This is a genomic window from Isoptericola cucumis (assembly GCF_014635665.1).
Taxonomy (GTDB): domain Bacteria; phylum Actinomycetota; class Actinomycetes; order Actinomycetales; family Cellulomonadaceae; genus Isoptericola; species Isoptericola cucumis.
On the sequence record NZ_BMDG01000018.1, the window covers coordinates 44,189 to 66,866 of the forward strand.

The window sequence follows — 22,678 nt, forward strand, 5'->3', positions numbered from 1 at the left end:
GCACACCACGGTGGCGGAGGGAGGCGCAGATGAGCGACGAGACGAAGGTCGCGCGCGCCGCGACCTCCCCGCCCCCGGCGTCCGGCAACAGGTCAAGCGGCTCCGGCGAATGGGTGCGCAACCGGCTGGTGCGCCTCGGCGTCCGCGGCGCACCCGCGACGACGCCCGCTCTCGAGCCGGTGCTGCAGGCCGTGCGCACCAACCACCCGAAGTCCGACCTCTCCGTCCTGGAGCGGGCCTACGCGACGGCCGAACGATGTCACCGCGGCCAGGAGCGCAAGTCGGGCGACCCGTACATCACGCACCCGGTCGCCGTGGCGACGATCCTGGCGGAGCTGGGCTTCGACGGTGCGACGCTCGCGGCCGCCCTGCTGCACGACACGGTCGAGGACACCGAGTACGGGCTGGAGGAGCTCACCCGGGAGTACGGCGAGGAGATCGCCATGCTCGTGGACGGCGTCACCAAGCTCGACAAGGTGAAGTACGGCGACGCGGCGCAGGCGGAGACCGTCCGCAAGATGGTCGTGGCGATGGCCAAGGACATCCGCGTCCTGGTGATCAAGCTCGCCGACCGGCTGCACAACGCGCGCACGTGGAAGTACGTCTCCGGTAACTCCGCGCAGCGCAAGGCCCGCGAGACGCTCGAGATCTACGCCCCGCTGGCGCACCGGCTCGGCATGAACGCCATCAAGTGGGAGCTGGAGGACCTGTCCTTCCAGACGCTGTACCCCAAGGTGTACGACGAGATCGTGCACCTCGTGGCGGAGCGCGCGCCGGCGCGCGAGGAGTACCTGTCGGTGGTGCGCGAGCAGATCACGGCCGACCTGCGCAGCGCGAAGATCAAGGCGACCGTCACCGGCCGGCCGAAGCACTACTACTCGATCTACCAGAAGATGATCGTCCGCGGTCACGACTTCGCGGAGATCTACGACCTGGTGGGCACGCGCGTCCTCGTGGACACGGTGCGGGACTGCTACGCGGTGCTCGGTGCGCTGCACGCGCGCTGGAACCCCGTCCCGGGCCGGTTCAAGGACTACATCGCGATGCCGAAGTTCAACATGTACCAGTCGCTGCACACGACGGTCGTGGGCCCGGGCGGCAAGCCCGTCGAGATCCAGATCCGCACGCACGACATGCACCGCCGTGCCGAGTACGGCGTCGCGGCGCACTGGAAGTACAAGGAGATGGCGCGCTCCGGCAAGGGGGCGTCGGACGACCCGCGGGCCAACGACATGGCGTGGTTGCGCCAGCTCGTGGACTGGCAGCGGGAGACCGCGGACCCGAGCGAGTTCCTCGACTCGCTGCGCTACGAGATCGGCGGCGCCGAGGTCTACGTCTTCACCCCGAAGGGTGAGGTCATGGCGCTGCCGGCGGACGCGACCCCCGTCGACTTCGCGTACTCGGTGCACACCGAGGTCGGGCACCGCACGATGGGCGCGCGGGTGAACGGGCGGCTCGTGCCGCTGGACTCGTCGCTGCAGAACGGCGACACGGTCGACATCCTCACGTCGAAGGCGGAGTCCGCGGGGCCGTCGCGCGACTGGCTCGCCTTCGTGAAGTCGCCCCGCGCCCGGAACAAGATCCGGCAGTGGTTCACCAAGGAGCGCCGCGAGGAGGCGATCGAGCAGGGCAAGGACGCCATCACCAAGGCGATGCGCAAGCAGAACCTGCCGATCCAGCGGCTGCTGAGCCACGAGGCCCTCGTCGGGATCGCGAGCGACATGCGGTACGCCGACGTGTCCGCGCTGTACGCCGCGGTGGGCGAGGGACACACGTCCGCCCAGCACGTCGTCGAGACCCTGGTGAAGTCGCTCGGCGGGGCCGAGGGCACCGAGGAGGACGCGGCCGAGGTCGCGCAGCCGGGCCGTCCGTCGCGCCGCAGCCGCACCGGTGACCCGGGCGTCATGGTCAAGGGCGTCGAGGACATCTGGGTGAAGCTGGCCAAGTGCTGCACCCCCGTGCCGGGCGACGACATCGTCGGGTTCGTGACCCGCGGCGCCGGGGTCAGCGTGCACCGTTCCGACTGCGCGAACGCCGAGCAGCTCCGTCACGCCCAGCCGGAGCGGATGGTCGACGTGAGCTGGACGACCGGCGCGAACACGATGTTCCTGGTGCAGATCCAGGTCGAGGCCCTCGACCGGTCGCGCCTGCTGTCCGACGTCACCCGGGTGCTGTCCGACTACCACGTGAACATCCTGTCGGCGTCGGTCGCCACCACGTCGGACCGGATCGCGACGTCGAAGTTCGTCTTCGAGATGGCCGAGCCCGCGCACCTCGCGCAGGTGCTGACGGCCGTCCGCAAGGTGGACGGCGTCTTCGACGTCTACCGCATCACCGGGACGAAGGCCTCCGAGGTGCACGAGGTGGCGGGCTCTCCCGGCGCCTGAGCGATTCCGCGAGCCCGCGCCCGGTGGCGGGTGGCAACCGGACCGCGCCGTCCGCCCGGAACCCGCTGAGCAGGATCCCGACGAGCCGGCGCGAGGCGATCTGCGCCTCCTCGGGTGACGCGGCGACCACCCCGCTGTTGGCCATGACGACGAGCGCGAGGTCGTCGATGGTGACGTCGGGGCGCAGCCGGCCGACCGCCTGGGCCCGCGCGACGAGGTCGGCGATGACGCCCAGGACGCGGTCCCGCTCTCGGGCGACGGTGTCCGTCTCGGGGAGCGCCGCCAGGAAGGCTGCGCTGAACCCGCGGTCGACGGCCTGCAGTGCGCACACGTGCTCCACGGCCACACGGAAGCCCCGCCACGGGTCCGGATCGGCGGCTGCCTGGTCGACGGCCGCGGCACAGGTGGCGAACTCCTCGGCGAAGACCGCCTCGACGAGCGACTCACGTGTGGGGAAGCGCCGGTAGAGCGTCGCGACGCCGACGTCGGCCCGGCGGGCCACGGCGGCCAGCGGCACGTCGATACCCCGAGAGGCGAACAGCCAACGGGCAGCCTCGACGATCCGGTCCCGGTTCTGCCGGGCGTCCGACCGCAGCGGTGGGTCTGCCGGCGTGGTTGCGGCTGCCGGCCCGGCGACGCGTGGGTGAGAGGTTTCGGCGCTCATTGCTCTCACTCTAGACCTAAGCGGAATCCTCCCTCCGCTTACGTGGCTGACGTGACGGTGGTCGTCTGACGCACCGCGTCCGGTCGTCCCGCCCGACGCTCGTCCTGACATGAAGGAGACCCATGCCGAACCTCGGTTCGCCCCGCGCCCGGCGCTTCGTCACCTGGTTCAACGGACGCGTGCTCGCGTGGCGCGCCTCGCCGCGCTGGGGCGGCCCGGTGCGCCGGCACCTCACGATCGTCAGGTACACGGGCCGACGCTCGGGGCGGGACTTCGTCATCCCGGTCGGGTTCCGTCGTAGCGGGGACGACGTCGTCATCGGGGTGCGCATGCCGGATGCCAAGAGCTGGTGGCGCAACTTCCTGGGCGAGGGCGCTCCGCTGTCGCTCGAGCTGGACGGCGCGGAGCACAGCGGGCACGGTGTGGCGGACCGCGACGCGGCGGGTCGGGTGACGGTACGGGTGCGGCTCGTGACCGCGGCCTGAGCCGGTCGGGCGTGCGAGAGGTGCTCGGGCGGCGCCCGGAGTAGTTTCGCCTCCATGACGCTGCCGTTGGAGCCGCCGGTCCTGCCCATGCTCGCGCGGTCGGTCGCCGCCGTGCCCGACCAGCCGGCCGACGGGCCGGGGTGGGTCTACGAGCCCAAGTGGGACGGCTTCCGGGCGCTCGTCTTCCGCGACGGCGACGACGTGCGCATCGACTCGCGCAACGGCCGCCCGATGCAGCGCTACTTCCCGGAGGTCGTCGAGGCCGCCCGCGCGGCGCTCCCGCCCCGGTGCGTGGTCGACGGGGAGATCGTGCTGGCACGGCCGGGCGACGGGGCGGGCTCCGCGCACCTGGACTTCGACGCACTCGGCCAGCGCATCCACCCGGCCGAGTCGCGCGTGACGATGCTGGCGGAGCAGACGCCCGCGAGCCTCGTCGTCTTCGACCTGCTCGCGCTCGACGACGACGACCTCACGGCGCGGCCCCTCACGGAGCGGCTGGCGCTCCTGGACGGGCTCGGCCTGGCCGGGCCGCAGGTGCACGCGACGCCGCGCACCACGGACCCACGGGTCGCCCGCGAGTGGTTCGACTCCTTCGAGGGGGCCGGGCTGGACGGCGTCGTCGCCAAGCCGGCCGACGGCCCCTACCAGCCGGACAAGCGCGCGATGCTCAAGATCAAGCACGCCCGCACGGCGGACGTCGTGCTCGCGGGCTACCGGCCGCACAAGACCTCGACGCCCGAGAAGCCGCTGATCGGGTCGCTGCTGCTGGGCCTGTACCGCGACGACGAGGCCGGGGGTGGGTCGCGGCTCCAGTTCGTCGGGGTGGCGGCCTCGTTCCCCGTCGCGCGGCGGGCCGAGCTGTACCAGGAGCTGGCGCCGCTCGTCGTCGAGCCCGGCACCTCGGCGGCGGCGGAGCACCCGTGGGCGGACTGGCAGGACCCGGCCGTGGCCGACGGGAGCGCGGGGGAGCGGCGCCCCGGCGCGCAGTCGCGGTGGAGCGCGGGCAAGGACCTGTCGTTCACGCCGCTGCGCGTCGAGCGCGTGCTCGAGGTGGGCTACGACCACATGGAGGGGGCACGGTTCCGGCACACCGCACAGTTCAAGCGCTGGCGCCCGGACCGCGACCCCGCGTCCTGCACGTACGAGCAGCTGGTCGAGCCGGTCGGCTACGACCTCGCGTCGCTCCTGCCCGGCGCTCCGGGCACGACGGAGCGGTAGCCTCCCGGACCCTCGGCGGGGGACCTGGACCGGCGCCACCGCGTTTACACTGTAAACGTGACCGGACGACGTGCGGCTGACAGGCTGGGGGCCTCCGCGATCGCGGACGCCGCGATCGCTCTCGCCGACGCCGAAGGTGTCGAAGCCGTCTCGATGCGCCGCGTCGGGGCCGCCCTCGGCGTCTCCGGGATGGCGCTGTACCGCCATGTCGGCGACCGCGACGACCTCGTGCGCCGCATGGTCGCCCGGATCGCCGTGGAGCTGCCCCACGTGCCGGCCGGCGAGGTCGGCTGGCGGGAGACGCTGGAGCACCTCGCGACCACCGAGTGGACGGCGTTCGAACGGCACCGCTGGCTGGTCGACGTCGCCGTCTCGCCGAGCCGGCTGGTGGACGCCACCTCCGCCCCCGAGACCGAGACCGTGCTCGCGCGTCTGGTCGCCGCCGGGTGCCCGCCCGACCGCGCGGGCGACGTGTTCCTCGGTACCGCGGCGCTGGTCATCGGCATCGCCCGGGTCACCCTCGGCCCACCCTCCGGCACGGCGCCCGGAACGGGAGCCTCGCGTCCTGTCGAGTACGCCGCCGACCACCCGGGGGGCGGAGCGCCCGTCGAGGAGACGCTGACCGCACGGTTCCGCGGCGAGCCGTTCGACGCCGGGCGCGGCAGGCGCCTGCTCGAGGTGGCGCTGGGCAGCTACCTCGACGGTGTCGCCCACTCCCTCCACCCGCGCGACCGGTGACGGCGCGCACACCACCACGAAAGGCACAGCAATGACAGACACCGGCTCCCTGGCGGGCAAGGTCGCGATCGTCACCGGCGGCGCAGGCGGCATCGGGCAGGGGATCGTGCGGCACTTCCTCGCGCGCGGCGCGAAGGTGCTGGTCGTCGACATCGTGGACCAGGCCGCCGGCGACGAGCTCGTCGCCGGGCTCGTCCCCGCGGAGAACGTCGCCTACCTGCGCTCCGACATCTCGGCGGCGGAGAACGCCCCGGTGATCGTCGCGGCCGCCGTCGAGCGGTTCGGCGCGCTCGACGCGCTCGTCAACAACGCCCACGCGTCGCAGCAGGCACCGATCATGGAGACGACCCAGGAGATGTGGGACCTGTCCCTGGGCAGCGGCATGTACGCGACGTTCCACCTGATGCGGGCCGCGTACCCCGAGCTGACGAAGACGCGGGGCGCCGTGGTGAACTTCGCCTCCGGGGCAGGTCTGAAGGGGCTGCCGAACCAGGTCACGTACGCCGCGGCGAAGGAGGCCATCCGCGCCATCACCCGGGTGGCCGCGCACGAGTGGGCCGCCGACGGCGTCCGCGTCAACCTCGTGTCCCCGGTCGCGCTGACCCCGGGGATCGAGCAGTGGTCGAAGGCCTACCCCGACGCCTACGAGGAGGTCCGTCAGGGCATCCCGCTCGGGCGCCTGGGCGACCCGGAGGACGACATCGCGCCGGTCGTCGCGTTCCTCGCGGGCGACGACTCGAGGTACGTCACCGGCCAGACCCTCATGACCGACGGCGGCTCGATCATGCTGCACTGACCCGCTGCCGGGCGGTCGCCGCCCCGGCACCGGTGAGTTCCGGCGCCGGGGTCGGTCGGCAGGGCATGGGAACACTGAGGTACGGCCTGATGACCTGCTCGCTCGACGGCTACGTCGCCGACGCGGACGGCGGCTTCGACTGGGGAGCGCCGGACGAGGAGGTCCACGCGTTCATCAACGACCGGGTCCGCGACGTGCGGACGTTCGTCGTCGGCCGGCGCATGTTCGACACGATGCGTGTGTGGGACGACTGGCCGCCCGGCCAGGGGGAGGCCGCTGACGAGTTCGCCGAGCTCTGGAAGGGGATCGACAAGATCGTCTGCTCCGACAGCCTCGACGCCGTCGACGCACCGCGCACCACGCTCGAGCCGCGGCTCACCCCGGGCCGCCTCGCCGAGATCGTGGCGGCGACCGACGGCGTCGTGGAGGTCTCCGGGCCGACGACGGCGGCGGGCATGCTGCGCGCCGGGCTGGTCGATGAGCTGACGGTGCGCGTCGCGCCCTACGTGGCGGGAGGCGGGCTGCGCCTGCTGCCCGACGGCTGGCAGACGGAGCTCACGCTCGCGGAGTCCCGGCCGCTCACTGACGGGTCGGTCTTCCTGCGCTACACGGCCCGCTGACCGCGCCGGGGGCGTCAGGAGCGCTTGCGGTCGGTGTCGCGGCTGGGCTGCACGCGCTTGGGCTCGCCCGGCATCTTCGGGTACTCGGGCGGGTAGGGCAGGTCGCCGAGGCCGTGCTCCTCTTCGTCGCGGCGGGCCAGTTCGAGCGCCTGGTCGAGGGAGCAGTCCAGCGCGGGGTCGCGGTCGGCGCGCAGGGCCGCGAACAGGTCGCCACGCTCGGCGAACCGGGCCGGGACGGTGAAGACGTCGAAGTCGTCAGGATGCACCTCGCCGACCTCGTCCCACTCGAGCGGCGTGGAGACCGTCGCGCGCTGGTTGGCGCGCACCGAGTACGCGGACGCGATGGTGCGGTCGCGCGCCATCTGGTTGTAGTCGACGAAGATCTTGGCCCCGCGCTCCTCCTTCCACCACTTCGTGGTGACGCGCTCGGGCAGCCGGCGCTCCAGCTCGCGGCCGACAGCGATGGTGGCGCGCCTGGCCTGCTGAAACGACCACCGGGGCGCGAGCGGCACGAAGACGTGGATCCCGCGGCCGCCGGACGTCTTGGGATAGCCGGTCAGCCCGAGCTCGCCCAGCAGCTCGCGCAGGTGCGGCGCGACCGCGGCCGCGTCGCCGAAGTCGGTGCCGGGCTGCGGGTCGAGGTCGATGCGCAGCTGGTCCACGGCCTCGACGTCGTCGCGCCGCACGGGCCACGGGTGGAACGTGAGGGTGCCCAGGTTCGCGGCCCACCCCACGACGGCCAGCTCCGTCGGCGCGACCTCGTCCGCGGTGCGGCCGCTCGGGAAGGCGATGGTCGCCGTCTCGACGTAGTCGGGCGCCCCCTTCGGGAGGCGCTTCTGGTAGAAGGCGTCGCCGCGGCTGTCGGCCCGCGTGGCCATGACGGCGTCGGCCCACCAGCCCTTGGGCCAGCGCTCGAGCGTGGTGGGCCGGTGCAGCAGCGCCCCCAGGATCCCGTCACCCACGGAGAGGAAGTACTCGACGACCTCCCGCTTGGTGATGCCGGGGCGGCTGCCGAGGGAGGGGAAGACGACCCGGTCCGGGCTGGAGACGCGCACGGCGCGTCCGGCGGCGTCGAGCTCGACGGCGGGGGAGGCGGAGGCCATGGGCCTCAACCTAGGGCAGCGGGCCCGGCGCCGCACCCAGGCTCGCCCCGACCCGGTCGAGGACCGTCCGGGCCCGCGGACGCCCGACGGCGCGCACCCGGCGTTCGAGCTGCCGGCGGACCTCCCGCAGGTCGACGCCGCACGCGCGCACGAGCGCGACGACCCGCCACGCCGCGTCGTCGGGGGCCAGGTGCAGGGCGAGGTCCAGCGCCGTGCGGACCGGGCTCGTGACACGCAGGCCGCCGTACGGGGAGACGTCCTCGCGCAGCAGCGGCGACTGCCAGACGAGGCCGGCGCCCCAGACGGACGGCCGGTGGCCCCCGGCAGGGTAGGTGAGGTCGAGGGCCCCGCCGTCGTCGAGCACGCGCCCGGCGTGCACCCAGGCGGCGGTCCGGCCGGCGACGACGGCACCGGTCGGCACGGCGCCCGCCAGGAGCCCCGCCCGGTGCGCCGCGTCGAGCCGCGTGCCTGCCGCCACGGCGGCGTCGCCGCGCACGACCTCGAGGACGCCGTCGCGCACCAGGACGTCCCACGCGGCGCGCCCGCCGACGTCGGCCGGGCTGCGTAGCGGGCTGCGCGACGGGCCAGGCGCGCGGAGCAGCTCGCCGAGCGGTGTCGGCGCGGGGGCGGGGAGGACGGGAGACGAGGCAGGGCCCACACCCGGGAACGTACCCGGGCGTGGGCCCTGCTCGTGGACCTCCTGTGGACGGCCCTGACTCGGACCGCGCCGGGGCCGGGCTGTGCGCAGGCTCAGCCGCGCGTCTCCTCCGCGGCGCGCACCACCTGCTCCAGCCAGGAGCGGCGCGCGGCGATCGAGGTCTCGATCTCCTCGGCGCGGCGCGCGTCCCCGGCCTCCCGGGCCCGCGCGAGGTCGGCCTCCAGCCCCTCGATCGCGGACTCGAGCTGCGACGCCGCGCCCTCGGCGCGGGCACGCGTCTCCGGGTTCGTGCGGTCCCACCGGGCCTGGTCGGCGTCGCGCACGGCCGACTCGACGGCGCGCAGCCGGCCCTCGACACGCTGCAGGTCGCCGCGCGGGACCTTGCCGGCGTCCTCCCAGCGTTCCTGGATGTCCCGCAGCGCGGCCTTGGCGGCCTGGAGGTCGGTGACCGGCAACAGCGCCTCCGCCTGCGCGAGCAGCTCCTCCTTGACCACGAGGTTCTGCGCGTACTCCGCGTCGATCACCGCGTTCTCGGCGTCCCGGGCGGCGAAGAACGTGTCCTGCGCGCCGCGGAAGCGTGCCCAGAGCGCGTCATCGTCCTTCCGGTTGGCCCGGCCGGCCGCCTTCCAGCGGGTCATGAGGTCGCGGTACGCCGCTGCGGTCGCCCCCCAGTCGGTGCTGTGCGCGAGGGCCTCGGCCTCCTGGACGAGCTTCTCCTTGGCCGCCTTGGCGGCGCTGTTGCGCTGCTCCAGGTCGGCGAAGAAGTGCCGGCGCTCGCGGTCGAAGGCCGTGCGCGCGTGGCTGAAACGCTTCCAGAGCGCCTCCTCGGTGGGCCGGTCGATGCGAGGGCCGTTGCGCTGCGACTCCTTCCAGGTCTCGAGCAGGGACCGCAGCTCCTCCCCGGCGGGCCGCCACTGCATCTTGGCCGGGTCGGTGGCCGCGATCTTCTCCGCCGCCTCGACGATGCCGGTGCGGGCCTCGACGGCCTCGGCCTTCGCGGCCTGACGCTCCTGCTCGAGCGCGGCCCGGCGCTCCGCCGCGACCGAGCGCAGCCCCTCCACGCGCGTCCGCAGGGTGTCGAGGTCGCCCACGGCGGCCGGCTCGGCCGTCTCCTCCGACAGCTTGGCCAGGGTCTGGTCGATCTCGCGGACCGACAGGTCCGCGGACGACAGCCGCGTCTCGAACAGCGCCACCTTGGCCACGAGGTCGAGGTACCGGCGGACGTAGAGGCTCATCGCCTCGTACGTGGAGACCCCGGGGAACTGGCCCACGGCCCGCTCGCCGGCCGCCTCGCGCACGTACACCGTGCCGTCGTCGTCGACGCGGCCGAACGCCTCGGCCGCGGCGGCCTCCGCGGCGTCCAGCGCCGCGGGCGGGACCGCGGGCACCGGGGCGGCGTCGGCTCCCGGCTTGGCTCCTGGCCGGGCCACGGCGGCCGGCGTCGGCCGGCGCAGCGCCGAGGGCTTGGGCGCGAGGGCCGACGGCTTGGGGGGTCGGGGCGTACCCGTCGCCGGCGCGCTCGGTGTCTCTTCGGCGCCCGGTGTGGTCTCAGCCGTCGCGTCGTCGTCGGCGGGTGCGCTCTCGGCGGCGGGTGCGCTCGCGGCAGCACCGCCGTCGTCATCGGCGGGCGCCCCTTCGTCGGTGGGCGCTCCTTCGTCGGTGGGCGCCCCCTCGTCGGTGGCTGGGGAGGAGTTCCCGGGAGCCTCCGCGGCACGGTCGGTGTCGGGGGCAGGAGTCTCGGCCTGCTCGGTCTCGACCGCCTCGGGCTGCTCCGGGCCGGTCGAGCCGGGGGTGCTCTCGCTCACTGGGTCTCCACTCCTTCGATGATGACGGGGCTCGTGGGGGACTCTGTCCCCTCCACGGTGCCCGCGTCAGCGACTGCCTGGACGGCGTCCAGGCCGGACGTCACGGTGCCGAGCACCGTGTACCCGCCGGCGGCGTCGGACGGGATGGTCGAATCCTGGTACACGATGAAGAACTGCGAGCCCATCGACTCGCCGTCGCCGCTGGCGCGGGCCATCGCGACGGTGCCGGCGGGGTACACGTTGTCGGCGGGGGCGTTCTCGACCGGGCCGTACGAGTAGCCGGGGTCGCCGGACCCGGTGCCGGTGGGGTCGCCGCACTGCAGCACGTGGATGCCCGAGGTGGTGAGGCGGTGGCAGGCGGTGTCGTCGTAATAGCCGCCGTCCGCGAGCGACACGAAGCTGGCGACGGCCTGGGGGGCCGCGGCGCCGTCGAGCTCCATGACGACCTGGGACTCGGTGCCTCCGGCGCACATGTCGAGCGTCGCGGTCCACGTGCGGCCCTCGGCGGCCGACGGGTCCGGCAGCTCGCCCCCGCTCCGCGCACCGGTGGACGCGGCGGGGCAGTCGCCGGCGGCCGCGGGGGTGCCGGACGCCGCCGGGCCCGACGCACCGCCCAGACCTGCGACGACGGCCGTGCCTCCGACCAGCGCGAGGATCGCGAGGATCGCCACGATCGCCCACGTCCGGCGCCGGCGCTCCCTCGTCCGAGCCTGTCGCTCGTCCCACTTCGCCTGCCGCTTGCGTGCCTGCTCGCGCTCGCGCTTGGTGGCCGCCACCGTCGGGGGCACCTCCTTGGTCGTCCGGTCACCGCACGTCGGATCCACGTGCGCAGGACAGTCTAGGCGGCGGGACGCCGGTCACGCCCACGAGAATCCGCCGCTAGCGTGTGGGTCGTGCAGGTGCTCCAGGTCGTCGCCCCCGTGTTCGGCACCAACTGCTGCGTCGTGGTCGCCGGCGGCTCGTCGGCGGACGCGCGCCAGGACGCCGGTCCGCGCCGCGACTGCGTCGTCGTCGACCCGGGCGCCGGCGTCGCCGCGGAGGTGTCGCGCCTGGTGGAGAGACACGGGCTGCGGCCGCGTGCGGTGCTCGCCACGCATGGTCACGTCGACCACACCTGGGACGCCGCCGACCTGTGCGCGCGGTACGACGTGCCCCTCCGTCTCCACGCCGCGGACGCCTACCGCCTCGCGGACCCGTTCGGGAGCCTCGGCCTCGCGGCCGGCGGGGGCCCTGGCGTCTCCGACGCCCTCGCGGCGGCGCTCGCAGGTACCGGGCGACGGCCTGGCGACTACCGCGTCCCGCGGCACGTCGAGACGTTCGACGGCACCGGCGGCCCCGTGGAGGTCGTCGCGGGCGCCGTGCGCCTGGCCGGCGTGCCGGCGCCGGGTCACACGCAGGGCTCCACCCTGTTCGTCCTGGACGACGGCCCGGGCACCGCGGACGACGGGGACGCGGCCGCCGGGACCGTCCTCGCGGGCGACGTGCTGTTCGCGGGCGGCGTCGGGCGCACGGACCTGCCCGGCGGCGACGCGGCGACGATGACGCGCACGCTGCGCGACGTCGTCGCGCGGCTCGACCCCCGCCTCGTCGTCGTACCCGGCCACGGACCGAGGACGACCGTCGCCCACGAGCTGGCCACCAACCCGTTCCTGCGCCGAGCGGCCGGCTGAACCCGGCGACCCCGAGCGGCGCCCGAGCGGTGTCCGAGACCGGTCCGGCCGATGGGCGCCGGGACCGGTGCACCTCCGTCGTCTGGGAAGATGGCCGCATGGCACGCCCTCACCCTCTCTCCGGCTTCCCCGAATGGCTCCCCGACGGCCGCGTGGTCGAGCAGCACGTGCTCGAGGTCTTGCGGCGCACGTTCGAGCTGCACGGGTTCGCCGGCATCGAGACGCGGGCGGTCGAGCCGTTGGACCAGCTGCTGCGCAAGGGGGAGACCTCCAAGGAGGTCTACGTGCTGCGGCGGCTGCAGGACGACGCCGACGGTGCCGAGCCGGCGGACCGGCAGCCGGAGAAGCAGCTGGGCCTGCACTTCGACCTCACCGTCCCGTTCGCGCGGTACGTGCTGGAGAACGCCGGCCGCCTGGCGTTCCCGTTCAAGCGCTACCAGATCCAGAAGGTGTGGCGCGGCGAGCGGCCGCAGGACGGTCGCTTCCGCGAGTTCGTGCAGGCGGACATCGACGTCGTGGGCGCGGGCGAGCTGCCCTACCACTACGAGGTCGAGCTCCCGCTGGTCATGGCCGAGGCGCTCGGGGCGCTGCGCGACGTCGGCGTGCCCGAGGTCCGGGTCCTGGTGAACAACCGCAAGGTGGCCGAGGGGTTCTACCGCGGGCTGGGGCTCGAGGACGTCGAGGGCGTGCTGCGTCAGGTCGACAAGCTCGACAAGGTCGGGCCGGACTCCGTCGCCGCGCTGCTCCAGGACGAGCAGGGTGCCACGCCGGAGCAGGCGAAGGCCTGCCTCGAGCTCGCGGAGATCTCGGGCGACGACGCGACGGTCGTCGAGCGGGTCCGTGCGCTCGCCGCGTCCTACGACGCCGGCACCGACCTGCTGGAGACGGGCCTCGACGAGCTCGGGGCGCTGATCGACGCCGCGGCACGCCGCGCCCCGGGCGTCGTGGTGGCCGACCTCAAGATCGCGCGCGGGCTGGACTACTACACGGGCTCCGTCTACGAGACCGTCCTGGTCGGCCACGAGGAGCTCGGGTCGATCTGCTCGGGCGGGCGGTACGACACCCTCGCCTCGGACGGCAAGAACACGTACCCCGGCGTCGGCCTGTCGGTCGGCGTCTCGCGCCTGGTGTCCCGCCTGCTGTCCGCCGGTCTCGTGACCGCGACCCGCGGGGTGCCGACGGTCGTGCTCGTGGCGGTGGCCGACGAGGCCACGCGCCCGCAGTCCGACGCGGTCGCGACCGCGCTGCGGGCCCGCGGGATCGCCGCCGACGTCGCGCCGACGGCCGCCAAGTTCGGCAAGCAGATCAAGTTCGCCGACCGTCGCGGCATCCCGTTCGTGTGGTTCCCCGGGCAGCCGGGCGACACGGGACACGACCGGGCCGACGACCAGGCCGACGACCGGGCCGACGACCGGGCCGGCGACCAGGTGAAGGACATCCGGTCCGGCGACCAGACGGACGCCGACGCCGCGACGTGGGAGCCGCCGGCGGGCGACCTGCGCCCCCGGGCCGTCGCCGTGGCGCGGCACTAGCCACCGCTGGGCGGCCGCGCTCAGGCCTCGATGAGCGCGACGACGTTGCGCGCCGGGTCGCGGAACCACGCGATCGTCGGCCCCTGGCGCGGGTCGTCGCTGCGCACCACCCCGTCGGCGTCCTGGGCGAAGCCCGGGTAGCGGACCAGGTCGACACCCGACCCGTGCAGGTCGGCGGCCGCGCTCGCGACGTCCGGCACGACGAGGTTGAGCACCGTGTGGCTCGCGGGCTCGTGGTCGTCGCCCTTCGGGTAGACGAACACGGGAGCGCCGCCGGTGACGTCGAGCTCGAGCCCCATGGGGGTGCGGGTGACCGTCAGCCCCAGGATGTCCCGGTAGAAGGCCTCCGACGTGTCCAGGTCGTCGACGGAGAAGCTGCTGAAGGCATGCTGCACGGTGAACACGGTGTCTCCTTCGCCCGGGTGTCGGTGGTGGTGCGCCGGGCCTGGAGGGTGGACCGCGCGGGCGGGACGAACTGAGCGGCGCCGGGGGGATATCCCCCCGAACACCCTGAGGGGCCCCTGAGGATGCCCCTGATTCGCCCGCTGATCAGGCCTGACGCGGCCGTTCAGACGCTACGGTGTGGGCCGTGAGCATCTACGTCGTCCTGTCCCGCAGCAGCACCGTCCTGTCCCGGACGATCCGCCTGGCGACGCGGGACGAGTTCACCCACTCGGCGCTCGCGCTGGACGCCGACCTGGACCTGATGTTCAGCTTCGGTCGCCGCCGGGCCAGCAACCCGTTCGTGGGGTGCTTCAAGCGGGAGCGCCTGGACGACGCGTTCTACCGCGACATGGACCGGCTGCCCGGGGTCGTCCTCGAGGTGCCCGTCACGGAGCGGCAGCGCGAGGCGATCTGCGGGCACGTCGCCGAGATCCTGCTGGACGGCCACACCTACACGTACAACGCCCCGGGGCTCGTGTCGGGCCTGCTCGGCCGCGGGGCCGAGGACGACCGGCGCTTCTTCTGCTCCGAGTTCGTCTACGACGTGCTGCACCGGGCGGGCGTGTGCGACCTGGGGGTGCCGCGCTGGAAGGTCCGGCCGCAGACCCTGCTGAACCTGCCGGGCGAGGTCGTCTTCCGCGGAGACCTCAAGCAGTACTCCGCCCAGCGCGTGCGCACGGGCGCCGGCGCCTCGCTCACGTTCCGGCTTCCCGCGAGCGCCTAGCCAGGGCGCACGACGGCGGCGGGCGGGTCGCGACACGCTCGCAGCGGGTGCTCAGGCGCCGCACAGGCAGTCGTGCGAACGTGGCGTCATGCCGAGACGGGTCTTTCTTCATGTCGGGGCACCGAAGTCGGGCACGACCTATCTGCAGTCGCGCCTGCGCGCCAACCGCCGGGGCCTGCGGGCGTACGGCGTGCGCTACCCGCTCGGGTGGTTCGCCGACCCGCGCCTGCACTACTGGGCGGCCCTCGAGGTCACGGACTCCGACCACGGCGTCGACCCGCGGCACGTGGACGGCTCCTGGCGCCGGCTGCTGCGGCGGGTGCGCCGCGCGCGGGGCGACGTCGTCGTCAGCCACGAGATGCTCGCGAAGGCCGCCGGCGACCAGGCCGCGCGGGCGCTCGCGGACCTGGCGGCCACGGGGGCCGAGGTCCACGTCGTCCTGACGGCCCGCGACCTGGCGCGCGAGCTGACCAGCGGCTGGCAGGAGACGCTCAAGTTCGGCTCCAGGACGACGTTCCGGCGCTACCTCGACAACGCGCAGGCGGGCCGGTCCGGGTTCATGCAGGGGTTCGACCCGACCCGGGTCCTCGCCGTGTGGGGTGCGGACCTGCCGGCGGAGCGGATCCACGTCGTGACGGCGCCGCCGCCCGGGCACGACGCGGACCTCCTGTGGTCGAGGTTCCTGGCCGCCCTGGGGGTGGGGGAGGCCGAGCTGCCGCGGGAGGCGTCGCAGGCGAACGCGTCGGTCGGCATCCCGGAGGCGCAGGTGCTGCGACGCCTCAACCGGAGGCTGGGCGAGGACGCCCGGCGGGGCGGCGCGCTGTCGCCGCTGATCGAGGGGATCGTCGTGAGCGGGGCGCTCGCCTCGCGACGGTCGCCGCGCATCACGCTCGGCCCGGCCGACCACCCCTGGGTCGCCGAGCGCAGCGATGCGTGGATCGAATGGTTGCGCGAGCGGGGCGTGCGGGTGCACGGCGACCTCGACGACCTGCGGCCGGGGGAGCCGGACCCCGACTGGGTCGACCCCGACGTCCTCATGCCGCAGAAGGTCGCCGGCGCCGCGCTGGACACCGTGGAGGTGCTGCTGGGCGAGGTGAGCGCCCGCCGCGTCCGGCCGACGGAACGGGTCCGCCGGGCCTGGGCACGCCTCCGCTCCTGACCGAGGCCCGCCCGCCCTGCTGGACGCCGGCTCGAACGTGTGTTCGAATGTGTCGATGAGGTGGGACGGGCAAGCGATCGCGGCGGACGACGGCGCGCTGCCGGGGCTCGAGCGCAGCGGGCTGGCACGGCTCGGGCTGGTGCGCAGCGTGAGGACGCCGGAGTTCGCCGGCGTCACCTTCCACGAGGTGATGTCCAAGAGCGCCCTGTCCAAGGTCCCGGCCGCGTCGCGCATGCCGTTCGGCTGGACGGTCAACCCGTACCGCGGGTGCTCGCATGCATGTCGCTATTGCGCCAGCCCTGAGACTCTCGTCCTCATGGCGGACGGGCGGCAGGTACCGATCCGGGATGTCCTCGTCGGAGACCGTGTGATCGGGACGATGTCCGACGGCAAGTATCGTCGCTACGTCGCTACGCCCGTGCTCGCGAAATGGTGGACGGTCAAGCGTGCGCACCGCGTGACGCTGCGTGACGGCACGGAGATCGTCAGCAGCGGCGACCATCGATTTCTGGTGAGCGGGCGGGGGTGGAAGCATGCGGCCCGTCCCGCGCCGGGCGAACCGCAACGCCCTTACCTCACCGCGAACAATTCCCTCATGGGTTTCGGGCACGGTGTGCGGACAGTGGCGTATACGGCGCCCGGAGAGTCGCGAGAGTATCGGCTGGGATATCTCGCTGGGATGATCCGCGGTGACGGGATGCGCTTCGCCAAGACGTACGTGAAGCCGACGGGGCGCCAGGTCCACGTCACGCAGTTCCGACTGGCGCTCGCTGACCGTGAGGCGCTGGAGCGGTCAGCCGACTATCTCGCGCTCGAGGGCGTCCGCCTCTCGCGTCGGCCGTTCACCCCGGCTACCAGCACCCGGCGAGCCACGGACTCCATATACACGGGCCGGCGGGCGGACTACCAGACGATCGACCGGATCGTGGCGTGGCCCGAGGATGCCTGCGCCGACTGGAAGCGCGGATTCCTCGCGGGCATCTTCGATGCCGAGGGGTCCTGCTCCCATGGGGTTCTCCGGATCGCGAACAGCGACGCAGAGATCCTGTCCCGGACGAGCGCTTACTTGGACGACTTCGGGGTGTCGAACGTACGGGAGCAAGCCAGAGCCAACGGAGTCGCCACGATACGAGTCGTGGGTGGTCTCGCGGCCCGACAGCGGTTCTCTCGCGTCACGGGCCCGGCCATCTCGCGCAAACTCACAATCCTGGGCAGCGCGGTGAAGACTTCGACGGACCTCGGCGTCGTGAGTGTCGAGGATCTCCGCATCGAGCAGAGCATGGTCGACATCACCACGGGCACGGGGGACTTCGTCGCGAACGGGGTGATCTCGCACAACTGCTTCGCTCGCCCCACCCATGAGTACCTCGACCTCGACGCGGGCAAGGACTTCGACTCCCAGGTCGTCGTGAAGATGAACGTCGACACCCTGCTGCGCGCCGAGCTCGCGAAGCCGTCGTGGCGGCGAGAGCCGGTGGCGCTGGGGACCAACACCGACCCGTACCAGCGCGCCGAGGGGCGCTACCGGCTCATGCCCGGCATCATCGGGGCGCTCGCGGACTCCGGCACCCCCTTCTCGATCCTCACCAAGGGGACCCTGCTGCGGCGCGACCTGCCGCTGATCGCGCAGGCGGCCCAGCGGGTGGAGGTCGGCCTCGGCGTCTCGTTGGCGTTCGCCGACGAGGAGCTCCAGCAGGCGGTCGAGCCGGGGACGCCGACCCCGCGTGCCCGGCTCGACCTGATCCGGGCGGTGCGCGCGGCCGGGCTGCCCTGCGGGGTCATGGTGGCCCCCGTCCTGCCGTGGCTGACCGACTCCCGGGACCACCTGCGCCGACTGCTCGACGCGATCGCCGACGCGGGCGCGACCGGGGTCACGGTGGTCCCGCTGCACCTCAAGCCGGGCACCCGCGAGTGGTACCTGCAGTGGCTCGCCAAGGAGCACCCGCACGCCGTCGCGGGCTACGGGCGCGTGTTCTCCCGTGGCACGTACGCGCTGGAGGCGTACCGGCAGTGGCTGTGGGACCGGGTGCAGCCGCTGCTGGACGAGCGGGGCTTCGGGTCGTCCGGGCACCGGGCGCGCTCGGGAGCCACGGGCCGCTACGCCGGCGAGCTCCGGGCGCACGACGAGGGCGACTACCCCGCCGGCTCGATGGTCGAGCCCGCGGCCGGGGGAGCGCTGGCCGGGATGCCCCGGGACGGCGGCGGCCTGCAGGTCGCGGGCGCCGGCGTCGAGGAGGTGCTGTTCTGACGGGCCCGGTCAGCGGACGAAGGAGAACCACAGCACGAAGACGCAGAACAGGAACATGCCGGTGGCGTTGACGAAGAAGTTGCGGCCGAAGTCCCGGGCGCGCACGTGGAAGGTCAGGGCCACGACGAAGTAGGCGACGAGCGCCAGGGACGTCACCGTCCCGAGCACCGGCACCCAGATCCCCGCGACCAGCCCGACCGCCGCCGCGGCCTTCAGCCAGGGCGTCACCCACCACCAGCGCTCGGGGAAGTTCACGTCCCGGAAGCACTGCGCGATGAACGCGACCGGCCGGACGCACATCGCCGCGTCCACGGCGGAGATCAGGGCGAGGACGACGACCGGCCAGACGGGGTCGGGGAGCCAGCGCATGGCGTGACTGTACGACGCGGGCGGTCAGCCGACGGGGCGGACGCGCATGATCTCGGTGCGGGCGACCGCCCGGGCGCGCAGGTCGCTGCGGGCCGCGCGGTCCGGGTCGGCCATGTAGGCCGCAAGCGCGTCCTCGTCGGGCATCTCGATGAGCTGGACCTCGGTGGGCTGCACGGCGCCGTGGTCGGCGTCGTCGGTGTGCGCCACGTTCGACATGCGCTCCAGCACCCTCCCGCCGTGGCGCGGGACGAGCGCCAGGACCTCGGTCTCGTACTCCTCGAGGGTGTCGGCCTCGCCGTCCACCGCCCACAGCAGCACGCACAGGGTGATCGCCATCGTTCGTCTCCCGTCCTCGTCCGGTCCAGTCAGTCCTGCGCGAGCCGCGGAGGGAAGCCGCCGGTGGCGACCGGCCCCCATCGCTCGATCGTGAGGCGCACGACGCTCTTGCCCTGGCGCCGCATCGCCTCCCGGTACTCGTCCCAGTCGGGGTGCTCCTTGCCCGCGGCCGCGCGGTAGTACTCGACCAGCGGCTCCACGGAGTCCGGGGCGTCGATCACCTCGGCGGTGCCGTCCACCTGGACCCAGGCGTCGTCGAAGTCGTCGCCGAGGGCGAGGAACGAGGCCTGCGGACGTCGCCGAAGGTTCACCGCCTTGGCCCGGTCGGGATAGGTCGAGACCACGACCCGACCGGCGGCGTCGACGCCGAACGTCACCGGGCTCAGCTGCGGGCTGCCGTCGCCGCGGGTCGTGACGAGCACCCCCTGGTGCCGGTGCCGCAGGAACTCCAGCAGCTCGTCCCGCTCGATGCGGGTGGTGGTGGCGATCCTGGGGGCCATCGGCAGACGTCCTGTCGGTCGGCGGGGCGGGCCGGTCCAGCCTGGCACGGCCCCCGCCGTCCCGGCACCCCGACTCACCGGTGATCAGCGGGTGGCACGTGCGGGCTCGTCGAGGTCGGGGCTCGCCCCCGGCTCGCTCATGAGCCACTCGGTGGCGAACAGGACCCGGTCGGTCAGGCCGAGGATCGCCTCGCGGATCTCGACGTGCGGCGTGGAGAACGCGAGCCGGGCGACGGACTGCGCCCCGGGCGCCGGCGCCCAGTAGTCGACGAGGAGCAGCGGGACGTCCTGGCCGCCGAGCTCCGGCGAGCCGTGGGCCGCACGGACGTGGCGCAGGAACGGCCCCGACAACGTCTCGGTGGTGGTCAGCGCGTCGTCGGGTCCGAGGCCCCGCTGCAGGCGGTCGTGGATGCGCTGCAGGTGCGAGACCCCGCCGGCCTCGGGGCCGAGGTCGTGCCAGTACAGCGTGAGGTTCAGCGCGAGGGCGGCCTCCTTGCCGGGCAGCACCAGGTACGCCATGACGCGGCCGCCCGCGCCGGCCGCCCGCTCGGCGACCGTGCCCAGCTGCTCCCGCAGGTCACGACGCAGCGGCGCGCCGCGGTCGCCCAGGGCGGCGGACTGCTGCTTGACGATCGCCCGGATCTGCCGGTCGCGCTGCTCCGCGTCGTCGAGGTCGATGAGCGCCCAGTGGTCGGGCAGGTTCAGCTCGATGCCGATGCCGCGGGAACCGCCGGGCTCGTCGAGGGTCGCCATGGCGTGCAGGCCGTCGATGCTGATGCCGGCGCCCGTGTCGTCGGCCATCCCGGTCGGGTCGTCGTCCGACCCGGGCAGGGGGCCCAGCGCCGCCTCGACCTCGTCGACGCCCAGGGTCATCGTGTGCGGGCCCGCCGGGTCGACCACGACCTGGTCGATCGTGGCGCCGTGACGGTGGAGGAAGGGCAGCAGCGAGTCGCGGCGCCGGAGGCTGAAGGCCCGCACCGGGTCGTCGGCGAGGAACGACGCGAGGGCGTCCGTCGTCGAGAACAGGCACAGCGCGTACGGGCGGGTCGCGTCCTCCTGCGCGGGGAAGACGCGCACCTGCGGTGTGCCGTCGTCGCGGTGCACGACCGGGACCACGACCGCGTCCTCACGCAGGGCGCGGCCGACGGCGGCACGGTCAGCCGCGGCAGCCGCGGTCGCGAGGAGGGCCGAGCCGGTGCCGAACCGCGTGTCGGGCCGCGGCGAGGACGGAGTGGCGCGTGGGGTGTCCGTCATGTTCTTTCAGGTCTCCAGCGTGAGGTGGGGGCGCGAGGATGGGTGCGTCGAGGGACGGCGGTCGGCCGACGCGAACCGTCAGTACAGCTCGCCAACGTGCTCCTCGTACCAGGAGCCGAGCTCCTCGACCGTGACGCCGGATTCCAGCGGCTCGTCGAACGAGTACATCGAGTCCGAGACCCTGACCTCGACATCGGCGGGGACGATCGACCGGTACCAGACGGCCAGGGCGACGCCGGCTTCGGAGCTGCCGTCCACCGACAACCCCCAGCCGCCGACGGCGAGCCAGGCCTCGACCGCCCTGCCGTCGTGGACGAACGACCAGCCGAGATCCCGCATCTCGGACTGCGGCGACGGGAGTGGGGTCGCCTCCAGATCCGGGATCTCGTCGAACCTCGCGGCCAGCAGCTCGCGGGGGGCCTCCCAGGATGATCGGTCCTTCAGGAAGGCGAGGATCTCAGCCATCGTCAGCTCCTCGTGGCGTTGGTCGGTATCGAGCGAAGTCGTCGTCGGTGTCGGCCGTGGTCGGTCGTGCTATGGCGAGTGGATCACCGATCCGGGGATCTGCAGGTCGTCGAGCACCCTGGCGAAGTACTCGGCACCCTGCGGGTCGTTGACGATGATGCGCAGGTCGGTGAACGACGTCGCGGGGTCACCGATGACGTCCCCGTACCTCCTCATCTCGTCGATGGTGGAGGCGTTGACGAAGTCAGGCGCCGTGCCGGTGTAGGGGCTGCTGGCGGGATTCTCGATGTACTTGGCGTCGACCAGCGTGGTGCCGTCGATCCCGTCCGCCCAGACGCTCTTCCCCCCGCCCACGACCTCGAACTCGACGAGCCCGGTGTGCGCGCGCTGGTAGTCGTACGCGCGGGACGTGAGGGTCCCCGGCTTGGAGTAGTGCATGGGCGTGGTGCGGGTCCCTCGCACCCCCCGCGCGGCGTGCCCACCGGCGTTGTGGACCAGGACGGGGAGGTCGCCGGCGAGGACGTAGTAGTTGTGGTGGGTCTCGACGTGGAAGTTGTAGACGGTGACCGGGCCGTCGGTGGCGTCGGGGTCGCGCTGCTCGATGCGGATGCTGTCGAGCGTGACGGTGCCCGTGCCGTCGCCGGTGTCGGGGGTGACGAGGATGTCGCCGGGCTGCAGGTCGCGGGCCAGGACCCAGCCCATGTTCGCGACCATGAACGGGTGCTCGTCGGTGGTCGTGACCGTGTGCCCGCCGATGGTCAGGTGGTGCAGCGTGCTGGTGGTGCGCACGAACGTCTCGGCCACGGTCTGCAGCTCGTCGGCCCCGGTGGCGAGGTTGTGGGCCCAGACCTTGTCGCCGGCGCGGATGTCCTCGATCGGTGTGGCGCCGTCGGGGCCGTCGGGGGTGCGGATGAGGGTGCCGGCGGTGAAGCAGGTCCCGAACCCGACCTTGCACCAGGCCTTCTTCGCCCCGGTCTTGACGCCCTGCTTCATCGCGGCCTTCGACAAGCCCGTGGCGGCCTTCGCCGCCCCACCGAGGCCGATCACGCTCAGCGCGGCGCCGGCGATCGCGATCCCGGCCTCGGCCCACGACCGTTCCCCGGTCGCGGCGAGCGTGACGTTCGCCAACGCGGACACGATCGCCGCGACCGCGGCGACCACGATCAGCACCCCGGCCAAAGCGGTGCCGACCACGGGGATGAACGCGACCACCACGGCCAGCAGCCCGGCGACCATCGAGACCATGTCCGCGATGTCGGCGATCGCGGCGACGACCTTGGAGCCCCAGTCGTCCCACCAGCCGTCGTTCAGGTCGTCACCGGAGGTGATGTCCTCGATGCGGGAGATCGCGTCACCGGCGGCCCGGTCCCGATCGGAGGTCGCGGTCTCGATGGTCGACCGGGCGGCCGCGACCTGCCCGTTCGCGTCGTCCGCGTTCCCGCCCGCGGCCTGCGCCTGCTGGGCGTACTCGCGCTTCTCCTCGGGGTCGCTCGCACCGTCGGC

General features: G+C 73.5%; 23 protein-coding genes. 11 read left to right on the forward strand and 12 right to left on the reverse strand.

All coding sequences use genetic code 11. The annotated features are described in order from the left end of the window. Positions 1-29: 29 nt before the first annotated feature. A complete protein-coding gene (locus IEW03_RS19735) occupies positions 30-2,387 on the forward strand; it encodes a RelA/SpoT family protein (protein WP_188525422.1) in 2,358 nt (785 codons plus the stop codon). Here IEW03_RS19735 and IEW03_RS19740 read toward each other — a convergent pair. Beyond that, positions 2,332-3,051, reverse strand: a complete 720-nt coding sequence (locus tag IEW03_RS19740) for a TetR/AcrR family transcriptional regulator (protein WP_188525423.1) — start codon at positions 3,049-3,051, stop codon at positions 2,332-2,334. The two genes, IEW03_RS19735 and IEW03_RS19740, sit on opposite strands and share 56 nt — an antisense overlap. Positions 3,052-3,173: 122 nt before the next feature. Between IEW03_RS19740 and IEW03_RS19745 the strand changes: the two genes are divergently transcribed. From IEW03_RS19745 to IEW03_RS19765, 5 genes are all read left to right on the forward strand, one after another. Next, entirely contained in the window at positions 3,174-3,536 is a 363-nt protein-coding gene (locus tag IEW03_RS19745) for a hypothetical protein (protein ID WP_188525424.1), read from the forward strand. 54 nt (positions 3,537-3,590) lie between these two features. After that, positions 3,591-4,754, forward strand: coding sequence for an ATP-dependent DNA ligase (locus IEW03_RS19750; RefSeq protein ID WP_188525425.1), 1,164 nt, complete (start codon positions 3,591-3,593; stop codon positions 4,752-4,754). Positions 4,755-4,811: 57 nt separating this feature from the next. After that, entirely contained in the window at positions 4,812-5,492 is a 681-nt protein-coding gene (locus tag IEW03_RS19755) for a TetR/AcrR family transcriptional regulator (RefSeq protein ID WP_229738458.1), read from the forward strand. A gap of 31 nt (positions 5,493-5,523) precedes the next feature. Next, on the forward strand, positions 5,524-6,288 hold the full coding sequence (locus IEW03_RS19760) for an SDR family NAD(P)-dependent oxidoreductase (RefSeq protein ID WP_188525426.1): 765 nt from the start codon (positions 5,524-5,526) through the stop codon (positions 6,286-6,288). An 89-nt stretch (positions 6,289-6,377) separates the two neighbouring features. Continuing rightward, positions 6,378-6,908, forward strand: a complete 531-nt coding sequence (locus tag IEW03_RS19765; protein WP_188525427.1) for a dihydrofolate reductase family protein — start codon at positions 6,378-6,380, stop codon at positions 6,906-6,908. Positions 6,909-6,922: 14 nt separating this feature from the next. Here the strand turns inward: IEW03_RS19765 and IEW03_RS19770 are convergent, their stop codons facing one another. The 4 genes from IEW03_RS19770 to IEW03_RS19785 form a co-directional block, all read right to left on the reverse strand. Next, a complete protein-coding gene (locus IEW03_RS19770; RefSeq protein WP_188525428.1) occupies positions 6,923-8,011 on the reverse strand; it encodes a DNA polymerase domain-containing protein in 1,089 nt (362 codons plus the stop codon). A 10-nt stretch (positions 8,012-8,021) separates the two neighbouring features. Beyond that, positions 8,022-8,669, reverse strand: a complete 648-nt coding sequence (locus IEW03_RS19775; protein WP_188525429.1) for a hypothetical protein — start codon at positions 8,667-8,669, stop codon at positions 8,022-8,024. Positions 8,670-8,761: 92 nt separating this feature from the next. Next, on the reverse strand, positions 8,762-10,474 hold the full coding sequence (locus IEW03_RS19780; RefSeq protein ID WP_188525430.1) for a DUF349 domain-containing protein: 1,713 nt from the start codon (positions 10,472-10,474) through the stop codon (positions 8,762-8,764). Further along, a complete protein-coding gene (locus IEW03_RS19785) occupies positions 10,471-11,262 on the reverse strand; it encodes a peptidylprolyl isomerase (RefSeq protein WP_371870646.1) in 792 nt (263 codons plus the stop codon). The genes IEW03_RS19780 and IEW03_RS19785 overlap by 4 nt, the downstream gene beginning before the upstream one ends. Before the next feature lie 105 nt (positions 11,263-11,367). Between IEW03_RS19785 and IEW03_RS19790 the strand changes: the two genes are divergently transcribed. Together IEW03_RS19790 and hisS are read left to right on the forward strand one after the other, a co-directional pair. Then, positions 11,368-12,144 (forward strand): MBL fold metallo-hydrolase, encoded by a 777-nt coding sequence (locus tag IEW03_RS19790; RefSeq protein ID WP_188525431.1) that lies wholly within the window; start codon positions 11,368-11,370, stop codon positions 12,142-12,144. 98 nt (positions 12,145-12,242) lie between these two features. Beyond that, positions 12,243-13,676, forward strand: coding sequence for a histidine--tRNA ligase (gene hisS, locus IEW03_RS19795; RefSeq protein WP_188525432.1), 1,434 nt, complete (start codon positions 12,243-12,245; stop codon positions 13,674-13,676). A 20-nt stretch (positions 13,677-13,696) separates the two neighbouring features. Here the strand turns inward: hisS and IEW03_RS19800 are convergent, their stop codons facing one another. Beyond that, on the reverse strand, positions 13,697-14,080 hold the full coding sequence (locus IEW03_RS19800; protein WP_188525433.1) for a VOC family protein: 384 nt from the start codon (positions 14,078-14,080) through the stop codon (positions 13,697-13,699). A gap of 185 nt (positions 14,081-14,265) precedes the next feature. Here IEW03_RS19800 and IEW03_RS19805 point away from each other — a divergent pair, with 185 nt between their 5' ends. From IEW03_RS19805 to IEW03_RS19815, 3 genes are all read left to right on the forward strand, one after another. Beyond that, entirely contained in the window at positions 14,266-14,844 is a 579-nt protein-coding gene (locus IEW03_RS19805; RefSeq protein WP_188525434.1) for a hypothetical protein, read from the forward strand. Between the two features lie 88 nt (positions 14,845-14,932). Continuing rightward, complete coding sequence (locus IEW03_RS19810) at positions 14,933-16,003, forward strand: hypothetical protein (RefSeq protein ID WP_188525435.1); 1,071 nt, start codon at positions 14,933-14,935, stop codon at positions 16,001-16,003. A 55-nt stretch (positions 16,004-16,058) separates the two neighbouring features. Further along, the gene (locus IEW03_RS19815) at positions 16,059-18,251 is read left to right on the forward strand and encodes an intein-containing Rv2578c family radical SAM protein (RefSeq protein WP_188525436.1); all 2,193 of its coding nucleotides are present in this window, start codon (positions 16,059-16,061) and stop codon (positions 18,249-18,251) included. A gap of 9 nt (positions 18,252-18,260) precedes the next feature. Here the strand turns inward: IEW03_RS19815 and IEW03_RS19820 are convergent, their stop codons facing one another. The 6 genes from IEW03_RS19820 to IEW03_RS19845 form a co-directional block, all read right to left on the reverse strand. Continuing rightward, positions 18,261-18,620, reverse strand: a complete 360-nt coding sequence (locus IEW03_RS19820) for a DoxX family protein (RefSeq protein ID WP_188525437.1) — start codon at positions 18,618-18,620, stop codon at positions 18,261-18,263. 24 nt (positions 18,621-18,644) lie between these two features. Next, positions 18,645-18,956 (reverse strand): DUF1330 domain-containing protein, encoded by a 312-nt coding sequence (locus tag IEW03_RS19825; protein ID WP_188525438.1) that lies wholly within the window; start codon positions 18,954-18,956, stop codon positions 18,645-18,647. A 29-nt stretch (positions 18,957-18,985) separates the two neighbouring features. Further along, positions 18,986-19,456, reverse strand: a complete 471-nt coding sequence (locus tag IEW03_RS19830) for a PPOX class F420-dependent oxidoreductase (RefSeq protein WP_188525439.1) — start codon at positions 19,454-19,456, stop codon at positions 18,986-18,988. An 84-nt stretch (positions 19,457-19,540) separates the two neighbouring features. Then, positions 19,541-20,710, reverse strand: coding sequence for an SseB family protein (locus IEW03_RS19835; protein WP_188525440.1), 1,170 nt, complete (start codon positions 20,708-20,710; stop codon positions 19,541-19,543). 78 nt (positions 20,711-20,788) lie between these two features. Further along, complete coding sequence (locus IEW03_RS19840; RefSeq protein ID WP_188525441.1) at positions 20,789-21,175, reverse strand: hypothetical protein; 387 nt, start codon at positions 21,173-21,175, stop codon at positions 20,789-20,791. Between the two features lie 69 nt (positions 21,176-21,244). Next, positions 21,245-22,678 (reverse strand): restriction endonuclease fold toxin-2 domain-containing protein (locus IEW03_RS19845; RefSeq protein WP_229738459.1); only part of this gene is annotated, 1,434 nt, incomplete at its 5' end.

Excerpts from the sequence above, each read along its gene's own strand:
- IEW03_RS19735 (WP_188525422.1), top strand. The coding sequence starts at position 30 with ATGAGCGACGAGACGAAGGTCGCGCGCGCCGCGACCTCCCCGCCCCCG.
- IEW03_RS19740 (WP_188525423.1), bottom strand. The coding sequence starts at position 3,051 with ATGAGCGCCGAAACCTCTCACCCACGCGTCGCCGGGCCGGCAGCCGCA.
- IEW03_RS19745 (WP_188525424.1), top strand. The coding sequence starts at position 3,174 with ATGCCGAACCTCGGTTCGCCCCGCGCCCGGCGCTTCGTCACCTGGTTC.
- IEW03_RS19750 (WP_188525425.1), top strand. The coding sequence starts at position 3,591 with ATGACGCTGCCGTTGGAGCCGCCGGTCCTGCCCATGCTCGCGCGGTCG.
- IEW03_RS19760 (WP_188525426.1), top strand. The coding sequence starts at position 5,524 with ATGACAGACACCGGCTCCCTGGCGGGCAAGGTCGCGATCGTCACCGGC.
- IEW03_RS19765 (WP_188525427.1), top strand. The coding sequence starts at position 6,378 with ATGACCTGCTCGCTCGACGGCTACGTCGCCGACGCGGACGGCGGCTTC.
- IEW03_RS19770 (WP_188525428.1), bottom strand. The coding sequence starts at position 8,011 with ATGGCCTCCGCCTCCCCCGCCGTCGAGCTCGACGCCGCCGGACGCGCC.
- hisS (WP_188525432.1), top strand. The coding sequence starts at position 12,243 with ATGGCACGCCCTCACCCTCTCTCCGGCTTCCCCGAATGGCTCCCCGAC.
- IEW03_RS19810 (WP_188525435.1), top strand. The coding sequence starts at position 14,933 with ATGCCGAGACGGGTCTTTCTTCATGTCGGGGCACCGAAGTCGGGCACG.
- IEW03_RS19815 (WP_188525436.1), top strand. The coding sequence starts at position 16,059 with ATGAGGTGGGACGGGCAAGCGATCGCGGCGGACGACGGCGCGCTGCCG.
- IEW03_RS19820 (WP_188525437.1), bottom strand. The coding sequence starts at position 18,620 with ATGCGCTGGCTCCCCGACCCCGTCTGGCCGGTCGTCGTCCTCGCCCTG.
- IEW03_RS19825 (WP_188525438.1), bottom strand. The coding sequence starts at position 18,956 with ATGGCGATCACCCTGTGCGTGCTGCTGTGGGCGGTGGACGGCGAGGCC.
- IEW03_RS19830 (WP_188525439.1), bottom strand. The coding sequence starts at position 19,456 with ATGGCCCCCAGGATCGCCACCACCACCCGCATCGAGCGGGACGAGCTG.
- IEW03_RS19835 (WP_188525440.1), bottom strand. The coding sequence starts at position 20,710 with ATGACGGACACCCCACGCGCCACTCCGTCCTCGCCGCGGCCCGACACG.
- IEW03_RS19840 (WP_188525441.1), bottom strand. The coding sequence starts at position 21,175 with ATGGCTGAGATCCTCGCCTTCCTGAAGGACCGATCATCCTGGGAGGCC.